The following is a 19,037-nucleotide window of genomic DNA, read 5'->3' on the forward strand; positions in this document are numbered from 1 at the left end:
GGATCCGTTCAGGGTAACGATCCAGGGGTGGCTCCGCGAGGAGGGCCGACACGCGTCGCCGGGTCTCGCCGCTGAGCCGCATCGGAGCGCTCGCGGTCACTACACTCGTCCTGGCCGCCGCTCAGGGCGGCCCGCCGACGCTGCCGCGCCGGTGGCGACGGGAAGGCGGTTCGCGTGCACGCGATCGGGATCGACATCGGCGGCACGAAGATCGCCGGAGCCCTGGTCGACGAGTTCGGGGGGATCCTCCGCGAGGACCGTCGGCCCACTCCTGCCGGGCACCCCGAGCTGATCGTCGACGTCGTGGTCGAGATGGTCGAGCATCTGCGCTCCGGCCTGCTCCCGGGAGACGTCTCCGCGGTCGGAGTCGCCGCCGCCGGCTTCATCGACGCCTCGCAGTCGATCGTCTACTACGCCCCGAACATCAACTGGCGCAACGAGCCCTTCCGCGAGAAGCTCTCGGCCCGCATCGACCTGCCGATCATCATCGAGAACGATGCGAACGCCGCCGGCTGGGCCGAGTTCCGCTACGGCTCGGGCCGCCTCGTCAGCGACATGCTGATGCTCACCATCGGCACCGGAGTGGGTGGCGCGATCGTCATCAACGACCGGCTCCTGCGCGGCGGCTTCGGCGCCGCGGCCGAGATCGGGCACATGCGCGTCGTCCCCGGAGGCCTGCCCTGCGGCTGCGGCGCCCGCGGCTGCATCGAGCAGTACGGCTCGGGCCGCGCGCTCCAGCGCTTCGCCGGCGAGCTGGCCGACGCGGGCGGGATCGGCCAGGGCATCGCCGACGCCCGCGCCCGCAACGGCGGCGAGCTGAACGGCCACCTCATCTCCGAGCTGATCACCGCCGGCGACCTCGGCGCCCTCGCGGCGCTGCGACAGCTCGGCCACTGGCTGGGCGAGGCGGCGGCCAGCCTGAGCGCCGTCCTCGACCCGCAGATGTTCGTCATCGGCGGCGGAGTGGCGCAGGCGGGCGACCTCCTGCTGGACCCCATCCGCCAGGCCTACCTCGACAACCTCCCCGCCCGGGGCTACCACCCCGAGCCCGAGTTCCGCATCGCGGAGCTCGTCAACGACGCCGGAGTCGTGGGGGCCGCCGACCTGGCGCGCCTGCACGCGAGCTCCCTCTAGCGGCACCCGCCGCACCCGATCCGCCGCACCGCCGAGGAGCCCGATGTTCTACTGGTTCATGAAGCACATCGTCGCGGGCCCGCTCCTGAAGACGATCTTCCGGCCGTGGGTGGTCGGTGCCGACAAGGTGCCGCAGAACGGCGGCGTGATCCTCGCGAGCAACCACCTCTCCTTCATCGACTCCGTGATCCTCCCGCTGGTGATCGAGCGGAACATGGTCTTCCTCGCCAAGAGCGACTACTTCACCGGCAAGGGCCTCAAGGGCTGGGCGACGCGGACGTTCTTCACCGCCACGGGGATGCTGCCCATCGACCGCTCCGGTGGCAAGGCGTCGGAGGCCTCGCTCAACACGGGCCTCCGCGTCCTCGCGGGCGGCCACGCCCTGGGCATCTATCCCGAGGGCACGCGCAGCCCCGACGGCCGCATGTACCGCGGCCGCACCGGAGTCGCACGCATGGTCCTCGAGGCCCGCGTGCCCGTCATCCCGGTCGCCATGATCGACACCGCGCGCATCATGCCCATCGGCAAGCGCCTGCCGAAGCTGGGCCGCATCGGCATCGTCTTCGGGGAGCCGCTCGACTTCAGCCGCTTCGAGGGCATGGAGGGCGACCGGTTCATCCTCCGCTCGATCACCGACGAGATCATGTACGAGCTCCTCGCCCTGAGCGGCCAGGAGTACCTCGACGTCTACGCGACCTCGGTCAAGGAGAAGCGCGCGGCCCTCACCCGCTGAGCGCCCGCTCGACGCCGGGGGCCCCTCCCGGCCGAGCGCCCTGCCAGGCTATAAGCTCGTCAACCGCTGCCGTCCGTCCGGACGGCGGCCCTCCGCGCGCCGCTGGCGCCCGTCAGAACCGGGAACACCCTCGTGGTCATCGATCCGAACGAACCGTACGTCCTCGCCGCCCCCTCCGTGGTCGCCGGCCTGGACTATTGGCGCGAGCTCGAGATCAAGCAGCAGCCGCAGTGGCCCGATGCGGAGGCCGTGCGAGCGGCGTCCGCCGAGGTGGCCGCGCTCCCTCCGCTGGTGTTCGCCGGCGAGGTGGACCAGCTGCGCGAGCGTCTCGGAGCCGCGGCCCGCGGCGAGGCGTTCCTCCTGCAGGGCGGCGACTGCGCCGAGACCTTCGCCGGAGCGACCGCCGAGCAGATCCGCAACCGCGTCAAGACCGTGCTGCAGATGGCCGTCGTCCTGACCTACGGCGCGAGCATGCCCGTCATCAAGATGGGCCGGATGGCCGGCCAGTTCGCGAAGCCGCGCTCGAGCGACCTCGAGACCCGCGGCGACGTGACCCTGCCCGCCTACCGCGGCGACATCGTCAACGGCTACGACTTCACCCCGGAGTCGCGCGCCGCGGACCCGCGTCGCATCGTGCAGGGCTACCACACCGCCGCCTCGACGCTGAACCTCATCCGCGCCTTCACGCAGGGTGGATTCGCCGACCTGCGCCTCGTCCACTACTGGAACAAGGGCTTCACCGAGAACCCGCAGAACCAGCGCTACGAGCAGCTGGCCCGCGAGATCGACCGCGCGGTCAAGTTCATGGTGGCGTGCGGGGCCGACTTCGAGGGCATGAAGCGCACTGAGTTCTACACCGGCCACGAGGGCCTGCTGATGGACTACGAGCGCCCCATGACGCGCATCGACTCGCGGACCGGCACGCCGTACAACACCTCCAGCCACTTCATCTGGATCGGCGAGCGCACCCGCGAGCTCGACGGCGCGCACGTCGACTTCCTGTCGCGGGTGCGCAACCCGATCGGCGTGAAGCTCGGCCCGTCGACCACGCCCGAGACGATGCTCGAGCTGATCGACAAGCTCGACCCCGAGCGGGAGCCCGGTCGCCTCACCTTCATCACCCGCATGGGTGCCGGGAGGATCCGCGACGCCCTCCCGCCGCTGCTCGAGGCCGTCAAGCGGAGCGACGCCCTGCCGCTGTGGGTGACCGATCCGATGCACGGCAACGGGCTGACGACGCCGACCGGCTACAAGACCCGTCGCTTCGACGACGTGGTCGACGAGGTCAAGGGCTTCTTCGAGGCGCACCGCGCCGCGGGGACGCACCCGGGCGGCATCCACGTCGAGCTCACGGGCGACGACGTCACCGAGTGCCTCGGCGGCTCGGAGCACATCGACGAGGCGACGCTCGCCACCCGGTACGAGTCGGTCTGCGACCCGCGCCTCAACCACATGCAGTCGCTCGAGCTCGCGTTCCTCGTGGCGGAGGAGCTCCGGGGCCGCGCGATCTGATCCGACCCCGACCGCCGGTCGAGTCCTCGTTGAGGGCTCGACCGGCGGCGTCAGGTCGTGATGGTGATCGACAGCTGGATCGTCGTGCCGCGCTGCACGAGATCGCCGGCCTTGTTGGACTGGTTCGTGACCTTGGTCAGCTCGTTCGGCGCCGCGTCGATCAGCGGGCCGAGCGTCGTCAGGGAGTAGCTCCACGACAGATCCGCCGCCTCGAGGGCCGCCTTCGCCTCGTCGCGGTTCATCCCCACGACGTTCGGCACGGCGACGGGCTCGGGCCCCTTCGACACGACGACCGAGACGGTGTCGCCGGTCACGGCGGGCGCCTCCGGGTTCGCCTGCGTGAGGACGACGCCCGCGGCCACGGTGTCGCTCCAGTCCTCGCCGCTGCGGTCGAGGGCGAGACCGGCCGCCTCCGCCTTCGCCGTCGCGTCGTCGATCGAGAGGCCGACGACGTTCGGGATCGGTCCGAGGCTCACCACCATCGCGATGGTGCTGGTCTCGGACATCGTCTCGGGCAGCGCCGATCCGTCAGGCAGCGACGCGGAGACGACCACACCGGCGTCGACGTCGGCGTCGAAGATCTTCGAGACGTCGCCGACGGTGAAGGAGCCGCCCGTCACCGCGGCGGCAGCGTCGGCCTCCGAGAGGCCTGCGAGAGACGGGACCGGCAGCTGGCGCGGCCCGCTCGAGACGGTCAGCGTGATGACGGAGCCCTTGTGCACCCCCTGCCCGCCGGGCGGATCGGAGCTCACGACCGTCCCCGCGGGCACGGTGAGGTCGGGCGTCTCCTGCGGCTGCACCTCGAAGCCCTGCGCCTGCAGCTGGGCCGTCGCGTCCTGCTGCGACTGGCTGACGACGTCCGGGATCGACACGATCGCGCCGGGTCCCTCGCCGAACCACCAGGCCGTCCCGCCGCCGATGAGCGCCAGGAGGAGGACGACCACCGTGAGCAGGACGCCGCGGCGCCGTCGGACGCGGCGCCTGCTCGCGAGCCGGGCGACGATGTCGTCGTCCTCGTCGACCACGAGCACCGCTCCGGGGGCCGGCGCCGGGTCGAAGACCGAGGTCTGCCCGGGCTCCGCCGGATCGAAGACGGCCGTCGCGGGCGCCGGATCGGCGACGGGCGCCGGGAGCGGGGTGACCGCCTGCGTGTCGCCGCGCCGGTCGCTCGGTGTGATGCCCATGAGCCGCTCGGCCTCGAGCAGCTGCGCGAGCATGACACCGGCGTCGCGGGGCCGCATGTCCGGGTCGCGCTCGGTCGCCCAGAGGACGAGCTCGTCGAGCGAGGTGGGGACGGAGGCGACCGTCGCGCTGGGGTACGGGACGGAGTCGTTCGCGTGCTGGTACGCGATCTGCATCGGCTGCTCGCCCGTGAAGGGCTGCTCTCCGGTGAGCATCTCGTAGATCATGATCCCGATGGCGTAGATGTCGCTGCGGGTGTCGGCGGTGCCCCGCGTGACCAGCTCGGGGGAGAGGTAGGCGATCGTGCCGAGGAGGGCCTGACCGGAGGCGGTGTTGGCGGAGGCGGCGCGCGCGAGGCCGAAGTCGCCGATCTTGATCCGGCCGTCGTCGGCGAGGAGCACGTTCTCGGGCTTGAGGTCGCGGTGGAGGATCCCGGCGCGGTGCGCGGCGGCCAGACCCGAGAGCACGGAGTGCATGATGTCGACGACCTGCTGGGCGGTCAGCCGGCCGCGCTCCTTGAGCAGGTCGCGCAGGGTGATCCCGGGGAGGTACTCCATCACCAGGTAGGCCATGTCCGAGTCCTGGCCCTGGTCGAAGACGCTGACCACGTTCGGGTGGGCGAGACGGGCGGCGGAGCGCGCCTCCTGGACGAAGCGGTTCTTGAACGTCGCGTCGTCGGAGAGGTGGCCGTGCATGACCTTCATCGCCACGCGGCGCTCGAGGCGCTGATCGTGCGCGAGGTAGACCGTCGCCATGCCGCCGCGGGCGATCCTCGAGCGCACCTCGTACCGGCCGTCGACGAGACGGCCGAGGAGAGGGTCGAGCTGGCTGGTGGTCACGCGACGAGTCTAGGCAAGACCCCCGGGGGAACCGGTGAGCGACGCCCGGGCGGCGCAGGACGGGCCCGACTCCTTCTCCGGGGCGCCCGCAGTTGGCGGCCCTCCGGGCTCGTGGCAGTCTTGACGCGTGACCGACTCGTCCGCTTCCCCCGCCACCTCGACCGATTCCGAGCTCGAGTGGCTGACCGTCCCCGACCTCGTGGAGCTGACCGGGCTCGGCGCCGGCCGGGTCCGCCGCCTCCTCGAGGAGCGCCACCTGCTCGGCACCCGCCGCGACGGCGTGCTGAAGGTCCCCGCCCTCTTCCTCCGCGACGGGGAGCCGATGAGCGAGATCCGCGGCACCGCGATCCTGCTCGCCGACTCCGGCTTCACCGACGACGAGGCGGTCGACTGGATGCTGACGGTCGAGGAGAGCCTGGGCACGAGCCCGATCGTCGCCCTCCGCGCCGGCCGCAAGGCCGAGGTCCGGCGGGTCGCCCAGGCCCTGGCCTGATCCCGCCCGTCCGCTCCTAGGAGGTGCGGACCGTGACCTGGGCGGCCAGCTCGCGCAGCTCCGCCACGCCCTCCGTGCGGAGCGGCGCGTCGGGGAGGACCGCGATCGCCGCGGCCACCTCCTGGTCGATGCGCTCCTCGAGCCGCTCGAGGGCGCCGCTGCCCGCGATGATCTCCTGCGCCCGCGCGATGGACGCCGCGTCGGCGTCGTTCCGGCCCACGACCGCGTCGAGCTCGGCCCGCTCGCCCGGCGAGCACGCGCCGCGGGCGAGGCCGAGCAGCACGGTGCGCTTGCCCTCCCGCAGATCGTCGCCGGCCGGCTTGCCCGTCACTGCCGGGTCGCCGAAGACTCCGAGGACGTCGTCGCGCAGCTGGAAGGCGATCCCGACCGGGAGCCCGAAGCGGCGCAGGGCGTCCAGCTGCGCGTCGTCGCCGCCGGCGAGGGAGCCGCCGATCACCAGCGGCGCCTCGATGCTGTACTTCGCGCTCTTGTAGACCACCACCCGCTCCGCCCGCTGCAGGTGCTCGTGCTCGGGGTGCTGCACCCACGCGCTCTCCTCGAGGATGTCGAGGTACTGGCCCAGCGTGACCTCGGTGCGCATCAGGTTGAACTCCGCGCGCGCGCGCTCGGCTGCGACTCGATCCCCGAGCGACCACTCCGCCGCGGCGAAGATCTCGTCCGACCAGACCAGGAGGAGGTCGCCGAGGAGGATCGCGGAGGAGCGGCCGAACTCGTCGCGGTCGCCGGTCCAGCCGCCGTCGGCGTGGAAGGAGGAGAAGCGCCGGTGGGCCGCGGGAGCGCCGCGGCGGGTGTCGGAGTTGTCGATCACGTCGTCGTGGACAAGGGCGGCGGCGTGGAACAGCTCCAGCCCGGCGCCCACCCTCGCGATCGGATCGGAGCCGCTCGGATGGGCCTCGCTCGAGGTGCTCGACACCGCGTTCCAGCCCGCCTCGCAGAAGCGCGCGCGGAACCGCTTGCCCCCGCTGAGAAAGTCCCGCGAAAGGTCGCCGAGGGCGAAGACGTCCTCTCCTATGGAGCGCAGAATTGGCGTGCGCCCGGTGAGGAATTCATCGATTCGGAGCTGGACGCGATCGACCAGTCGAGAGCTGTGGTTCACCCGACCAGCCTATGCACCGAAGGTGCCTGGTGCCTGCGTCGGGCTCGGTCTACACTGAAGCGCCGCCCGACCGGTCGAGCCCAGACGCCGCCTATTCCGGTGCCGATCCCCGAAAGGGTCGACGCCGCACCCTGAAGGGGTCACGATGCCGCTTTCGGAACACGAGCAACGGCTCCTCGATGAGATGGAGCGGAACCTCTACCAGAACGACGCCGATTTCGTGGCGGCGGTCGGCAAGGGGCGCGGCGGCACCAACTACCGAGCCCTCGTGCTCGGCATCCTGCTCGGCATCCTCGGTCTCGCCGTGCTCGTCGCGGGCGTGGTCGTGCGCCAGCCCCTCGTCGGCATCCTCGGGTTCGCCTTCATGCTCGGCGGCGTGATCGTGGCCATGCGCCCGGCCGCCGGCGGCTCCGCCGAGCCCGGCCTGCCCGACGTCGGCCGTCCGTCGAAGCCCCGCTCGGGCAACCGCCAGGGGTCCGGCTTCATGGACCGTCTGAACGACAGGTGGGACAACCGCGGAGACGGGCGCGGCTAGCCTCCCCTCCGCTCCACCACAGGGTCGATCCTCACGGATCGGCCCTTTTTTCGTGCCCGCGGCCTCCCTCCCGCGGCCTTCCCCCTCCACTTCGCCCCACTGTCGCGATTCCGCGGAAACACGCGGATGACCGGGGCCTCTCCGGCGCGCCCCGCGCCGCGCCGGGGTTGTGAGTGGGGGGAAGTGGAGTACTGTGGAGGACACACCATCCTTGGCCGGAAGAAGTGGGGGGCAGTCCGTGTTCCTCGGCACCTATTCCCCCAAGCTCGACGAGAAGGGCCGCGTGATCCTCCCCGCCAAGTTCCGCGACGAGCTCTCCTCCGGAGTCGTCGTCACGCGCGGCCAGGAGCGGTGCCTGTACGTGTTCAGCCAGGCCGAGTTCGAGGTGATGCACGAGAAGATCCGGCAGGCGCCGGTGACCAGCAAGCAGGCGCGGGACTTCCTCCGGGTGTTCCTCTCGGGCGCGAGCGCCGAGACGCCGGACAAGCAGAACCGCGTGACCCTCCCGGCTCCGCTGCGTGCGTACGCGGGCCTCGACCGCGACCTCACCGTCATCGGAGCGGGCAACCGCGCCGAGATCTGGGCGCAGGGCGCCTGGGAGACCTACCTGCAGGAGCAGGAGTCCGTGTTCTCCGACACCCAGGAGGAGGTGATCCCCGGCCTGTTCTAGGTCCTGTCGCGCGACTCCCAGCCACTCGGCGCCCGGACGCACCTTCCCCGGTGTCCGGACGCGAGGTGGATGGGGATCGGACGACAGGAACGGGAACGGCGGGACCGCCATGGCAGAGAACACTCCGAAGGGCGCTCCGCGCCCGACCGAGGAGCGGCACCTCCCGGTGCTGCTCGAGCGCTGCGTCGAGCTCCTGGCTCCGGCGCTGGAGCGCGACGGGGCGGTCGTCGTCGACGCGACGCTCGGCATGGGCGGGCACTCGCTCGCGCTGCTCGAGCGCTTCCCCGGCCTGCACCTCGTGGGCCTGGACCGCGACCCCGAGGCGCTACAGCTCGCGGGGGAGCGGCTCTCCGCCCACGCCTCCCGGATCGACCTCGTGCACGCCGTCTACGACGAGCTGCCCGACGTGCTCGACGAGCTGGGCATCGACACGATCGACGGTGCGCTCTTCGACCTCGGCGTCTCCTCGCTCCAGCTCGACGAGACCGAGCGCGGCTTCTCCTACTCCAAGGACGCGCCGCTGGACATGCGGATGGACTCGACCGCCCCGCTCACGGCGGCGAGCATCCTCGCCGACTACGACGAGACCGCCCTGCGCCGCATCTTCCACGAGTACGGCGAGGAGCGCCTCGCCGCGCGCTACGCCAAGAAGATCGTGGAGGCCCGTCGCGAGGCTCCGCTGGAGCGCTCCGGCCGTCTCGTCGAGATCATCCAGGCGGCGACCCCGGTCGCGATCCAGCGGAACGGCCACCCCGCCAAGCGCGTCTTCCAGGCGCTGCGGATCGAGGTCAACCAGGAGCTGTCCGTCCTCGAGCGGGCGATCCCCGCCGCGCTGGGCCGGATCAACGAGGGCGGGCGGATCGTCGTCGAGGCGTACCAGTCGCTCGAGGACCGGATCGTCAAGCGCGCGCTCCAGGCCGCGTCCTCCTCCACCGCCCCGGCCGGCCTCCCGATGGAGCTGCCGGAGCACCGACCCGAGTTCCGACTCGTCATCCGCGGAGCCGAGCTCGCCTCCGACGACGAGAAGGCCCGCAACCCCCGAGCGACACCCGTGCGTCTGCGCGCGGCCGAGAGGATCAGGAGCACCGCATGAGCGCCACCGCCGTCATCGACCCCGCCGTCATCGACACCGCCCGCCGAGCACGCCCCGAGGAGGAGGCGCCCCGCCCCCGCATCGAGGCCGTCCCGGCCGGTCAGGCGCAGTCGCGCCCGAAGCTCGTCTACGGGATCGTCGCCGTCGCCGGCCTCTTCGCGATCATCGTCGTCCAGCTCCTGGTGAGCGTCGGCCTCTCGCAGGGGGCCTACCAGATCTCGGCGCTGCAGACGGAGCAGAAATCGCTCACCCGCAGCAACGCGGAGAAGCAGGACGCCGTCGACACGCTGAGCTCGCCGCAGAACCTCGCCACCGCCGCGCAGGGCCTGGGCATGGTCGCCAATACCGCGCCGGTCTACCTCCGCCTCTCGGACGGCGCCGTGCTGGGCGACCCCTCCTCCGCCGCGTCGAGCGAAGTCGCGGGCACCGCCTCCGCGCCGCTCGTGCCCAACGCCCTCGTCCCGGCTCTCCAGCCCGGCGCGAGCGCGTCCTCCCCGGCTGTCGACGGTGCGGCCGTACCGTTGCAGGGCGAGCTGCCCGCGCCCATCACGCACTGACGCACGGCGTCGCGGTCCGCCTCCGCGCGGGCACCCGCCCCGCGGGGCGCACGACGACCATCCGGACCCGACGAACGGCGGCCCGCCCGCCCGGAGCAAGAAGGACACCGCCGCAGTGAGACACCACCGCTCGAGCAGACGCCGCACGGCCGTCACGTTCGTCATCATCGTCGCCGTCGTCGGACTCTTCATCGGCAAGCTGGTGGACATCCAGATCGTGCGGGCGAACGAGCTCACCGATGCGGCCGCCCAGAACCAGTCGAACAGCGTCGTCACCTACGGCCAGCGCGGCCCCATCGTGGACCGCTCCGGGACGGTGCTCGCGGACACCACCACGCGCTACCGGCTGACGACCTCGCCGAAGAACGTGGCCGAGTTCCCGCGCGAGCTGGGCGAGGACCAGAAGGTCATGGTCAGCGTGCAGCAGGCCGCCTCCGAGATCGGCGCGATCACCGGGCAGTCGGTCGAGCAGATCACCGGAGCGGTGGACGCCGCGCTTGCGAAGGACGCGAAGGCCAACTACCTGATCCTCTCGGAGGGGCTCGACCTCGAGGCCTACCAGAAGCTCGTCGCGCTCGACATCCCGTGGACCTACTTCGAGACCCAGCAGGGACGCAGCTACCCCAACGGCGCGGTGGCCGGCAACCTCGTCGGCTACGTCGGGGCGGACGGAGCGGCCCAGGAGGGCATGGAGTACGCGGAGAACACCTGCCTCGCGGGGCAGAACGGGTCCGAGAGCTACGAGCGCAGCGCCGACTATGTTCGGATCCCGGGCAGCACCGTCTCGGAGACCCCGGCCGTCGACGGCGGGACGCTGAAGCTCACCATCGACTCCGACCTCCAGTACTACTCCCAGCAGGTCCTCTCGCAGCGCGTCGCCGAGGTCGGCGGCAGCTACGGGATCGTCGTGGTGCAGGAGGTCAAGACCGGCAAGCTGCTCGCCGTGGCCGAGACGCCGACCGTCGACCCCAACAACGTCGAGGCGAGCGCCTCCGCCGACCGCAGCTCGCGCGCGTTCCGCGCGCCGTTCGAGCCGGGCTCGACCTTCAAGCCGATGACGGCCGCGATGCTGATCGACCAGGGCCAGGCGGGCCCGACGACCCAGGTCGTCGTCCCGGACTCCTTCGAGAAGGACGGCGCCTCGTTCAGCGACGACTTCGCGCACACCCCGACGAACTACACGCTGACCGGCATCCTCAAGGACTCGTCGAACGTCGGCATCTCGATGCTCGGCTCCCGCCTGTCGGCCCAGACCCGCTACGACTACCTGCAGAAGTTCGGTCTCGGCACGCCCACTACGAGCGGCTTCCCCGGCGAGGAGGGCGGCCTGCTCGCCGACTACCAGGACTGGGACAACCAGACGAACTACACGACGATGTTCGGCCAGGGCGTCTCGGCGACCGCGGTGCAGGTCGCGAGCATCTACCAGACGCTCGGCAACGGCGGAGTGCGGCTCCCGTCGCAGCTGATCGACGGCTGCACCACGGCCGACGGCTCCGTCGTGGACGTCCCCGATGCGACGGGCACCCAGGTGGTGTCGAGCTCGGCCGCGAAGCAGGTCGTCGACATGCTGCAGACGCACTACAACGAGGGCTGGCTGGCGAACGACATCCACGTCGACGGCTACAACATCGCCACCAAGACCGGTACCGCGCAGCAGCCCGACGGCAAGGGCGGCTACTCGAAGAGCTACACCGTCTCGCTCGCCGGGCTCGCGCCGGCGGAGGACCCGGAGTACGTCGTGACGGTCACCATCGCCGATCCGGTTAAGATGAACACGTCCCAGGCGACGGCTCCCGTCTTCCAGCAGGTCATGACCCAGGTGCTCAAGACCAACCGGGTGGAGCCGTCCACGGTGCCGCCCGTCGAGTACCCGACGACGTGGTGAGCCCCGCCGGGACCACGATCCACGCACCAGAACGAGAGAAAGAGCGGGCAGTGCACGACCCTCGCCCGCAGTCCTCCCTCCGCCCCGAGCACCCCGTGCCGCGGAGCCTCTCGCAGCTCGTGGCCGAGTTCTCCCTCGGCCCGGTCCGCGGCCTCGAGGGCGTCGAGGTGAGCGGAGTCACGCTGGACTCGAACCAGGTCGAGTCCGGGGACCTCTACGTCGGTGTCGCAGGACGCCGTGCCCATGGCGCGGCCTTCGCGTCGGCCGCCGCGGCGTCCGGAGCCGTCGCCGTGCTGACCGACCCGGCCGGAGCGGAGCTCGCCGCCGACAGCGGCCTGCCCGTGCTGGTGACCCCCGACCCGCGGGCCGCCCTCGGCGACGTCGCCGCGTGGATCCACCGCACCCGCGAGGACGTCCCGACGCTCTTCGGCGTGACGGGGACCAACGGCAAGACGAGCGTCGTCTACATCCTCGACGCGCTGCTGCGCCGGCTCGGAGTCGTCTCCGGCCTCAGCTCCACCGCCGAGCGCCGGATCGGCGACGTCGCCGTGGTCAGCTCGCTGACCACTCCCGAGGCGAGCGAGCTGCACGGCCTGCTCGCGCGGATGCGCGAGTCCGCCGTCCGCGCGGTCTCCATCGAGGTGTCGGCGCAGGCGCTCACGCGGCACCGGATCGACGGCCTCGTCTTCGACGTCGTCGGCTTCACGAACCTCAGCCACGACCACCTCGACGACTACTCCGATCTGCGCGAGTACTTCGAGGCCAAGGCCGACCTCTTCGAGCCGGAGCGCGCACGCCGCGGCGTCGTCACGGTCGACAGCGCCTGGGGGCGCGAGCTCGCCGAGCGCAGCCGCATCCCCGTCGCGACGCTCGCCGGCTCTCCGGTCGTCGGAGTCGCCCCGACGACGCCCGCCGACTGGTCGATGACGGTGCTGGACGCGACGCCCGACAGCACCACCTTCCGCCTGGAGGGGCCCGAGAACCGCTCCGTCGTCGTCACCGTCTCGCTGATCGGCTGGTACATGGCGTCCAACGCCGCGCTGGCGATCGTGATGCTGGTGGAGTCGGGCTTCGACCTGGACGCCGTCGCGCACGCGCTCGAGGACAGTCGTCTCGACGTCTACATCCCGGGCCGCGCGGAGCTCGTCTCGGGGGAGCGCGGACCGCGCGTCTACGTCGACTACGGCCACACCCCCGACGCGTTCCAGAACGCGCTCGAGGCGCTGCGGACCATCACGCCCGGCCGCCTGTTCATGGTGTTCGGGGCGGACGGGGACCGCGACACGACCAAGCGGAGCGACATGGGCGCCATCGCCGCCCGCCTCGCCGACGTCGTGGTCGTCACCGACTTCCACCCGCGCTGGGAGGATCCGGCCGCCATCCGCGCCGCGCTCCTCCAGGGCGCCCGGGCCGCCGTGCCCGACCGGGAGATCCACGAGATCGCCGACCCGCGCGCCGCCGTGCGCGCCGCCGTCGCCCTCGCGCGCGAAGGGGACTCGATCCTCTACGCCGGGCCCGGCCACGAGGACCACCAGGAGATCGCAGGAGTGCACATGCCGTATTCGGCCAGAGACGACGTCCGTCACGCGCTGCGCGAGGCGGGCTGGCTGTAGATGATCGCCCTCACCCTCACCGAGATCGCCGAGGCCGTCTCCGGACGCCTCCACCTGGCCGGCTCGTCCGCCACGGCCGCCACCGTGATCGACGGAGCGACCGAGACCGACTCCCGCGAGATCGCGCCCGGCGGGATCTTCGTCGCCAAGCGCGGCGAGCACACCGACGGCCACCTCTTCGCTCCCGCCGCTCTCGAGCGCGGTGCCGCGCTCCTCATCGTGGAGCGCCCGCTCGACCTCGACGTGCCGCAGGTCCTCGTCGACGACTCCGTCGAGGCGCTCGGAGCGCTGGCGACCGAGGTCGTCCGGCGCGTCCGCGCGAAGGGCGGGCTCACCGTCATCGGCGTCACCGGCTCGAACGGCAAGACGACGACCAAGAACCTCCTCCGCACCGTCCTCGAGCGGGTCGGAGAGACGGTCGCTCCGCGCGGATCCTTCAACAACGAGGTCGGCGCGCCGATCACGATGCTCCAGGTGTCCGAGTCGACGCGCTTCCTCGTCGCCGAGATGGGCGCGAGCGCGGTCGGCGAGATCCGCCGCCTCGTCCGGATGGCCAGGCCCGACGTCGGCGTCGTCCTCGCCGTGGGCCTCGCGCACGCCGGCGAGTTCGGCGGGATCGAGCGCACGCTCGAGGCCAAGACAGAGATGGTCGCCGACCTCACCGCCGACGACGTCGCCGTGCTGAACGCCGACGACGGCCGGGTCGCCTCGATGGCGGGCCGCACCGCCGCCCGGGTCCTCTGGTTCGGCCGCGGCGAGAGCGCGGACGTCCGCGCCGTCGATATCGACGCGACCGCCGACGGCACCCGCTTCGCCATCGAGGTCTCGGCGGGGGAGGGCCGCGAGGCCGCTCGCGCCGAGCTCCTGCTGCGCGTCCTCGGCGAGCACCACGTGATGAACGCCCTCGCGGCGACCGCCGCCGCGCTCTCTGTCGGAGTGGCGCTGCCCGCGATCGTCGAGGCTCTCGCGACCGTCACCCTCGCCGAGCGCGGCCGCATGGAGGTCCTGGGCGGCGAGGACGTCCGCATCATCAACGACGCGTACAACGCGAGTCCCGACTCCACCGCGGCCGCCCTGCGCACCCTCGCTCAGATCGCGAAGCCCGGGGGGCGCACCGTCGCCGTCCTGGGAGAGATGAGCGAGCTCGGCGAGTGGGCCGACGAGGAGCACGAGCGCGTGGGCCTGCTGGCCGTGCGCCTCAACATCTCCCAGATCGTGGTGGTGGGCCGAGGCGCCCGCCGGATCCACGTCGCGGCCGAGCGCGAGGGGTCGTGGAGCGGCGAGTCCGTCTTCGCGGAGACCTCCGACGAGGCGTTCGACCTCCTCGAGGACTACCTGCGACCCGGCGACACCGTGCTGGTCAAGTCGTCCAACTCCGCGGGGCTGCGCTTCCTCGCCGACCGTCTCGGGGAGCGTCACCGATGAGGGCACTCCTCCTGTCCGGCGCGTTCTCGGGAGCCTTCACGCTCCTGATGACGCCCCTGTTCATCCGCCTCTTCCACCGCCTGCAGTGGGGCCAGTTCATCCGCGAGGACGGACCGAAGTCGCACCACGTCAAGCACGGCACGGCGACGATGGGCGGCATCGTCATCATCATCGGCACCGTGGTCGGCTACTTCCTCGGGATGCTGTTCGGCAACCGGGCGATCGCGCCGTCGGCCCTGCTGGTGCTCTTCATGATGGTCGGGCTCGGACTCGTCGGCTTCGTCGACGACTTCCTGAAGACCCGCAACCAGCGCAGCCTCGGCCTCGGCGGCTGGGCGAAGATCGCCGGCCAGATCATCGTCGCCGCGGCCTTCGCGGTGATCGCGATCATGGTCCGCGACTCCAACGGGCTCACCCCCGCGTCCACCTCGATCTCGTTCATCCGCGACCTGCCGTTCGACTTCGCCTCCCTCGGCTGGATCGGCATCGGCCTGTTCGTGCTGTGGATCTGCATCATCGTCACCAGCACGTCGAACGGCGTGAACGTCGCCGACGGGCTCGACGGACTCGCGACCGGGTCCTCGATCCTCGCGATCGGCTCCTACGTCATCATCGGGTTCTGGCAGTCGAACCAGTGGTGCTTCGACCAGCACCTCAACCCCGAGGTCGTCGACAAGTGCTACCAGGTGAGCGACCCGTTCGACCTGGCCATCATCGCGGCGGCCGTCTCCGGTGCCCTGGTGGGCTTCCTCTGGTGGAACACCTCGCCGGCGCAGATCTTCATGGGCGACACCGGCTCGCTCGGCCTCGGCGGCGCGCTCGCGGCCCTGGCGATCCTCACCCGCACCGAGCTGCTGGTCATCCTCATCGGCGGCCTGTTCGTCATCGTGACCGGCTCGGTCATCCTCCAGCGGATCTACTTCAAGCTGACCCGGGGCAAGCGCATCTTCCTGATGAGCCCGCTCCACCACCACTTCGAGCTCAAGGGCTGGGCCGAGATCACCGTCGTGGTCCGGTTCTGGATCATCGCCGGCATCTTCGTCGCCGCCGGAGTCGGGCTCTTCTACCTGGAATGGCTGTCGCTGGCATGACCGATCCCGCCCGTCCCGACTCCCTCCGCAGCTGGCACTCGGACTGGCGCGGCCTGCGCGTCGCCGTGCTGGGCCTGGGCGTCACCGGGTTCTCGGTGGCCGACACCCTGACCGAGCTCGGCTCCGAGGTGCTGGTCCTCGCCGACCGCGCCGACGAGGAGCGCGAGCGCCTGCTCGAGGTGATCGGCGCCCGCCTGCACCGGGCCGACCGCCTCGACTCCGCTCCGGAGGAGCTGCACGCGTTCGCACCGGAGCTGGTCGTGGTGTCGCCCGGCTTCCGGCCGACGCACCCGATCCTCGTGTGGGCGGCGGAGTCCGGGATCCCCGTGTGGGGCGACGTCGAGCTCGCCTGGCGCGTCCGCGACAAGGTCGTGCGCGCCGACGGCACTCCGGCGGAATGGGTGGCCGTCACCGGCACCAACGGGAAGACCACGACCGTCCAGCTCACGGCGACGATGCTCGTGGCCGGCGGCCTCCGCGCCGCCCCCTGCGGCAACATCGGCGTGCCCGTGCTCGACGCGGTCCGCGACCCGCAGGGCTTCGACGTCCTCGTCGTGGAGCTCTCGAGCTACCAGCTGCACTACCTGGGCGCGATCGAGCCGATCGCGAGCGTGTGCCTCAACATCGCCGACGACCACCTCGACTGGCACGGTTCGTTCGACGCCTACCGCGCAGCCAAGGGCAAGGTCTACGCCGGCACCCGCGTCGCCTGCGTGTACAACCGCGCCGACGCGGCGACCGAGCAGATGGTGCTCGACGCCGAGGTGGTGGAGGGCGCCCGGGCGATCGGGTTCGGCCTCGGCGTGCCCGGCCCGAGCGACTTCGGGATCGTCGACGGCATCCTCTGCGACCGCGCCTTCCTCGAGGACCGCCGCACCAGTGCCCTCGAGATCACCACCGTGGACGAGCTCGCCGCTCGGAACCTCGCCGCTCCGCACATCGTCCAGAACGTGCTCGCCGCGGCAGCGCTCTCCCGAGCGTGCGGGATCGAGGTCACGGCCGTCCGCACCGCGCTGGCGTCCTTCGAGCTCGACGCCCACCGCATCCAGGTCGTCGCCGAGCACGACGGGGTGACCTGGGTGAACGACTCCAAGGCCACGAACCCGCACGCCGCCGACGCCTCGCTGCGCGCGTACCCGTCGGTCGTCTGGGTCGTCGGCGGCCTGCTCAAGGGCGTCGACGTGGACGCCCTCGTGGCCGCGCACGTCGGCCGCCTGCGGGGCGCCGTGGTGATCGGCGCCGACCGCTCGGCGCTGCTCGCGGCATTCCGGCGACACGCGCCCGCCCTCCCCGTGAGCGAGGCGGTGCCGGACGACACTGGTGCGGTGATGCAGGCGGCCGTCGAGGCCGCCGCGACGCTCGCCCGCTCGGGGGACGTCGTCCTGCTCGCACCCGCCGCGGCCTCGATGGACCAGTTCCTCGACTACGCGGCTCGGGGCCGCTCCTTCGCGGCCGCCGTGGCGACACACCTGGGAGGGGGAGCCGATGACCGCTCCGACGACGAGCCGCCCCGCGGGCCGCTCGCGCACTGAGCCGCGCGGGAAGGACCGGAGCGGGGCCCGCTCCGCGCGGATCGTCCTGTCGAAGGTCTTCGCCTCCCACTCGCCGAACTTCTACCTCCTCTTCGGCACCACGCTCTTCCTGGTGCTGTTCGGACTGACGATGGTGCTCTCCTCCTCGTCGGTCACCTCCTACGTGTCGAGCGACGACTCCTTCGGCGGCTTCCTGCGCCAGGGCGGATTCGCCCTCCTCGGGATCCCGATGATGCTGGTGGTCTCGCGGCTGCCCCTCGGCGTGTGGAAGCGCGTGACGCCGATCCTGCTCATCGCCGGCTGCGTCCTCCAGTGCCTCGTGCTCTTCACACCGCTCGGCGACTCCGTCGGCGGGAACCGCAACTGGATCCGCCTCGGCGCCTTCAGCATGCAGCCCTCCGAGATCATCAAGCTCGCGCTCGCCCTCTGGCTGGGGCTCCTGCTCGCCCGCCGCTACCGGTCGCCGAAGGACTGGAAGGACGCGCTCATCCCCGTCCTGATCGTCGGCGGCGCGGCGATCGGACTGGTCCTCATCGGAGGCGACCTGGGCACGGTCGTGATCATGGCGGGCATCGTCCTCGCCGCGCTCTTCTACGCGAACGTCCAGATGAAGGTCCTCGTGCCGATCGTGGTGGTCGGCGCGATCGGAGCGGTGCTGTTCGCCGTCTCCAGCGACAACCGCCTCACCCGGATCATGTCCTTCCTCGGCGACTGCTCCAACGTCGAGGAGTACCAGAACTCGTGCTGGCAGCCGGTGCACGGCACCTGGGCGATGGCCTCCGGCGGGATCTTCGGCGTGGGCCTCGGCAACTCCAAGGCCAAGTGGTCCTGGCTGCCCGCCGCGGACAACGACTACATATTCGCCATCATCGGCGAGGAGCTCGGGCTGATCGGAGCGATCGTCGTCCTGGCGCTGTTCGTGGTCCTCGCGGTCGCCTTCTTCCGCGTCATCCACGCGTCCTCCGATCCGTTCGTGCGGATCAGCACCGGCGCGATCATGGTCTGGCTGATCGGCCAGGCGTTCGTCAACATCGGCGTCGTCCTGGGGGTGCTCCCGGTGCTGGGGGTCCCGCTGCCGCTGATCTCCTCCGGAGGCACCGCCCTGCTCAGCTCGCTCCTCGCCATCGGCGTCGTCCTCTCCTTCGCCCGCACCCAGACCGCGCCCCTGCCCGGCGCTGGCGTGCTGCGCCGCAGGAAGGCGGCGGCGGAGTGACCCGCTACCTGCTCGCCGGCGGCGGCACCGCCGGCCACGTCAATCCGCTGCTCGCGACGGCCGACGAGATCCGCAGGCGGAACCCGCGCGACGAAGTGCTCGTGCTCGGCACCGCCGAGGGGCTCGAGGCGCGCCTCGTCCCCCTCCGCGGCTACGAGCTCTCGGTGATCCCGCGGCTGCCGTTCCCGCGCCGCCCGAACGCGGCGGCGCTGCGGTTCCCCGGAGCCTTCCGCGCGACCATCGCCGGCATCGTCCGGACGATCCGCGATCGGCGGATCGACGCGGTGGTCGGCTTCGGAGGGTACGCGGCAGCACCCGCCTACCTGGCGGCCCGCCGCGCCGGCGTCCCCTTCACCGTCCACGAGGCCAACGCGCGCCCCGGGCTCGCCAACCGCCTCGGCGCGCGCGCG

17 protein-coding genes are annotated in these 19,037 nt (G+C 71.7%); 15 read left to right on the top strand and 2 right to left on the bottom strand.

Translation table 11 applies throughout. From position 1 onward, the window contains the following. Positions 1 to 174 precede the first annotated feature (174 nt). From C5C33_RS13280 to C5C33_RS13290, 3 genes are all read left to right on the top strand, one after another. Positions 175 to 1,134 (top strand): ROK family glucokinase, encoded by a 960-nt coding sequence (locus C5C33_RS13280; RefSeq protein WP_104222580.1) that lies wholly within the window; start codon positions 175 to 177, stop codon positions 1,132 to 1,134. A 43-nt stretch (positions 1,135 to 1,177) separates the two neighbouring features. Then, a complete protein-coding gene (locus C5C33_RS13285; protein ID WP_104222581.1) occupies positions 1,178 to 1,867 on the top strand; it encodes a 1-acyl-sn-glycerol-3-phosphate acyltransferase in 690 nt (229 codons plus the stop codon). A 177-nt stretch (positions 1,868 to 2,044) separates the two neighbouring features. Further along, on the top strand, positions 2,045 to 3,379 hold the full coding sequence (locus tag C5C33_RS13290) for a class II 3-deoxy-7-phosphoheptulonate synthase (protein WP_104222617.1): 1,335 nt from the start codon (positions 2,045 to 2,047) through the stop codon (positions 3,377 to 3,379). Positions 3,380 to 3,429: 50 nt separating this feature from the next. Here C5C33_RS13290 and pknB read toward each other — a convergent pair whose 3' ends face one another. Continuing rightward, complete coding sequence (gene pknB / locus C5C33_RS13295; protein ID WP_104261329.1) at positions 3,430 to 5,400, bottom strand: Stk1 family PASTA domain-containing Ser/Thr kinase; 1,971 nt, start codon at positions 5,398 to 5,400, stop codon at positions 3,430 to 3,432. Positions 5,401 to 5,527: 127 nt separating this feature from the next. On the opposite strand from pknB, the gene C5C33_RS13300 reads away from it, so the two are divergent. Beyond that, positions 5,528 to 5,893, top strand: a complete 366-nt coding sequence (locus tag C5C33_RS13300; RefSeq protein WP_104222583.1) for an Rv2175c family DNA-binding protein — start codon at positions 5,528 to 5,530, stop codon at positions 5,891 to 5,893. A gap of 16 nt (positions 5,894 to 5,909) precedes the next feature. On the opposite strand, the gene C5C33_RS13305 is transcribed toward C5C33_RS13300, so the two are convergent. Continuing rightward, positions 5,910 to 7,010 (bottom strand): polyprenyl synthetase family protein, encoded by a 1,101-nt coding sequence (locus C5C33_RS13305; RefSeq protein ID WP_104261330.1) that lies wholly within the window; start codon positions 7,008 to 7,010, stop codon positions 5,910 to 5,912. 145 nt (positions 7,011 to 7,155) lie between these two features. On the opposite strand from C5C33_RS13305, the gene C5C33_RS13310 reads away from it, so the two are divergent. From C5C33_RS13310 to C5C33_RS13360, 11 genes are all read left to right on the top strand, one after another. Then, complete coding sequence (locus C5C33_RS13310; protein WP_104222585.1) at positions 7,156 to 7,545, top strand: DUF3040 domain-containing protein; 390 nt, start codon at positions 7,156 to 7,158, stop codon at positions 7,543 to 7,545. A gap of 238 nt (positions 7,546 to 7,783) precedes the next feature. Then, complete coding sequence (mraZ, locus tag C5C33_RS13315; protein WP_104222586.1) at positions 7,784 to 8,215, top strand: division/cell wall cluster transcriptional repressor MraZ; 432 nt, start codon at positions 7,784 to 7,786, stop codon at positions 8,213 to 8,215. 109 nt (positions 8,216 to 8,324) lie between these two features. Next, positions 8,325 to 9,308, top strand: coding sequence for a 16S rRNA (cytosine(1402)-N(4))-methyltransferase RsmH (rsmH, locus tag C5C33_RS13320; RefSeq protein WP_104225374.1), 984 nt, complete (start codon positions 8,325 to 8,327; stop codon positions 9,306 to 9,308). After that, a complete protein-coding gene (locus C5C33_RS13325) occupies positions 9,305 to 9,865 on the top strand; it encodes a hypothetical protein (protein WP_104222588.1) in 561 nt (186 codons plus the stop codon). The genes rsmH and C5C33_RS13325 overlap by 4 nt, the downstream gene beginning before the upstream one ends. A gap of 115 nt (positions 9,866 to 9,980) precedes the next feature. After that, on the top strand, positions 9,981 to 11,753 hold the full coding sequence (locus C5C33_RS13330; protein WP_244229623.1) for a penicillin-binding protein 2: 1,773 nt from the start codon (positions 9,981 to 9,983) through the stop codon (positions 11,751 to 11,753). A 50-nt stretch (positions 11,754 to 11,803) separates the two neighbouring features. Further along, positions 11,804 to 13,366, top strand: a complete 1,563-nt coding sequence (locus C5C33_RS13335; RefSeq protein WP_104238697.1) for a Mur ligase family protein — start codon at positions 11,804 to 11,806, stop codon at positions 13,364 to 13,366. Next, a complete protein-coding gene (gene murF, locus C5C33_RS13340; RefSeq protein WP_104247145.1) occupies positions 13,367 to 14,791 on the top strand; it encodes a UDP-N-acetylmuramoyl-tripeptide--D-alanyl-D-alanine ligase in 1,425 nt (474 codons plus the stop codon). Continuing rightward, positions 14,788 to 15,882, top strand: a complete 1,095-nt coding sequence (gene mraY, locus C5C33_RS13345) for a phospho-N-acetylmuramoyl-pentapeptide-transferase (RefSeq protein ID WP_104261331.1) — start codon at positions 14,788 to 14,790, stop codon at positions 15,880 to 15,882. Before murF ends, mraY begins: the two co-directional genes overlap by 4 nt. After that, positions 15,879 to 17,414: a UDP-N-acetylmuramoyl-L-alanine--D-glutamate ligase gene (gene murD, locus C5C33_RS13350; RefSeq protein ID WP_104247144.1), complete on the top strand. Its 1,536-nt coding sequence runs from the start codon at positions 15,879 to 15,881 to the stop codon at positions 17,412 to 17,414. The genes mraY and murD overlap by 4 nt, the downstream gene beginning before the upstream one ends. Next, positions 17,368 to 18,627 (top strand): putative lipid II flippase FtsW, encoded by a 1,260-nt coding sequence (ftsW, locus tag C5C33_RS13355; RefSeq protein ID WP_104222593.1) that lies wholly within the window; start codon positions 17,368 to 17,370, stop codon positions 18,625 to 18,627. The genes murD and ftsW overlap by 47 nt, the downstream gene beginning before the upstream one ends. Then, the coding region (locus tag C5C33_RS13360; protein ID WP_181136248.1) for a glycosyltransferase at positions 18,624 to 19,037 on the top strand (414 nt) is incomplete at its 3' end. The genes ftsW and C5C33_RS13360, both read left to right, overlap by 4 nt.

This window comes from Rathayibacter sp. AY1H3 (genome assembly GCF_002932015.1).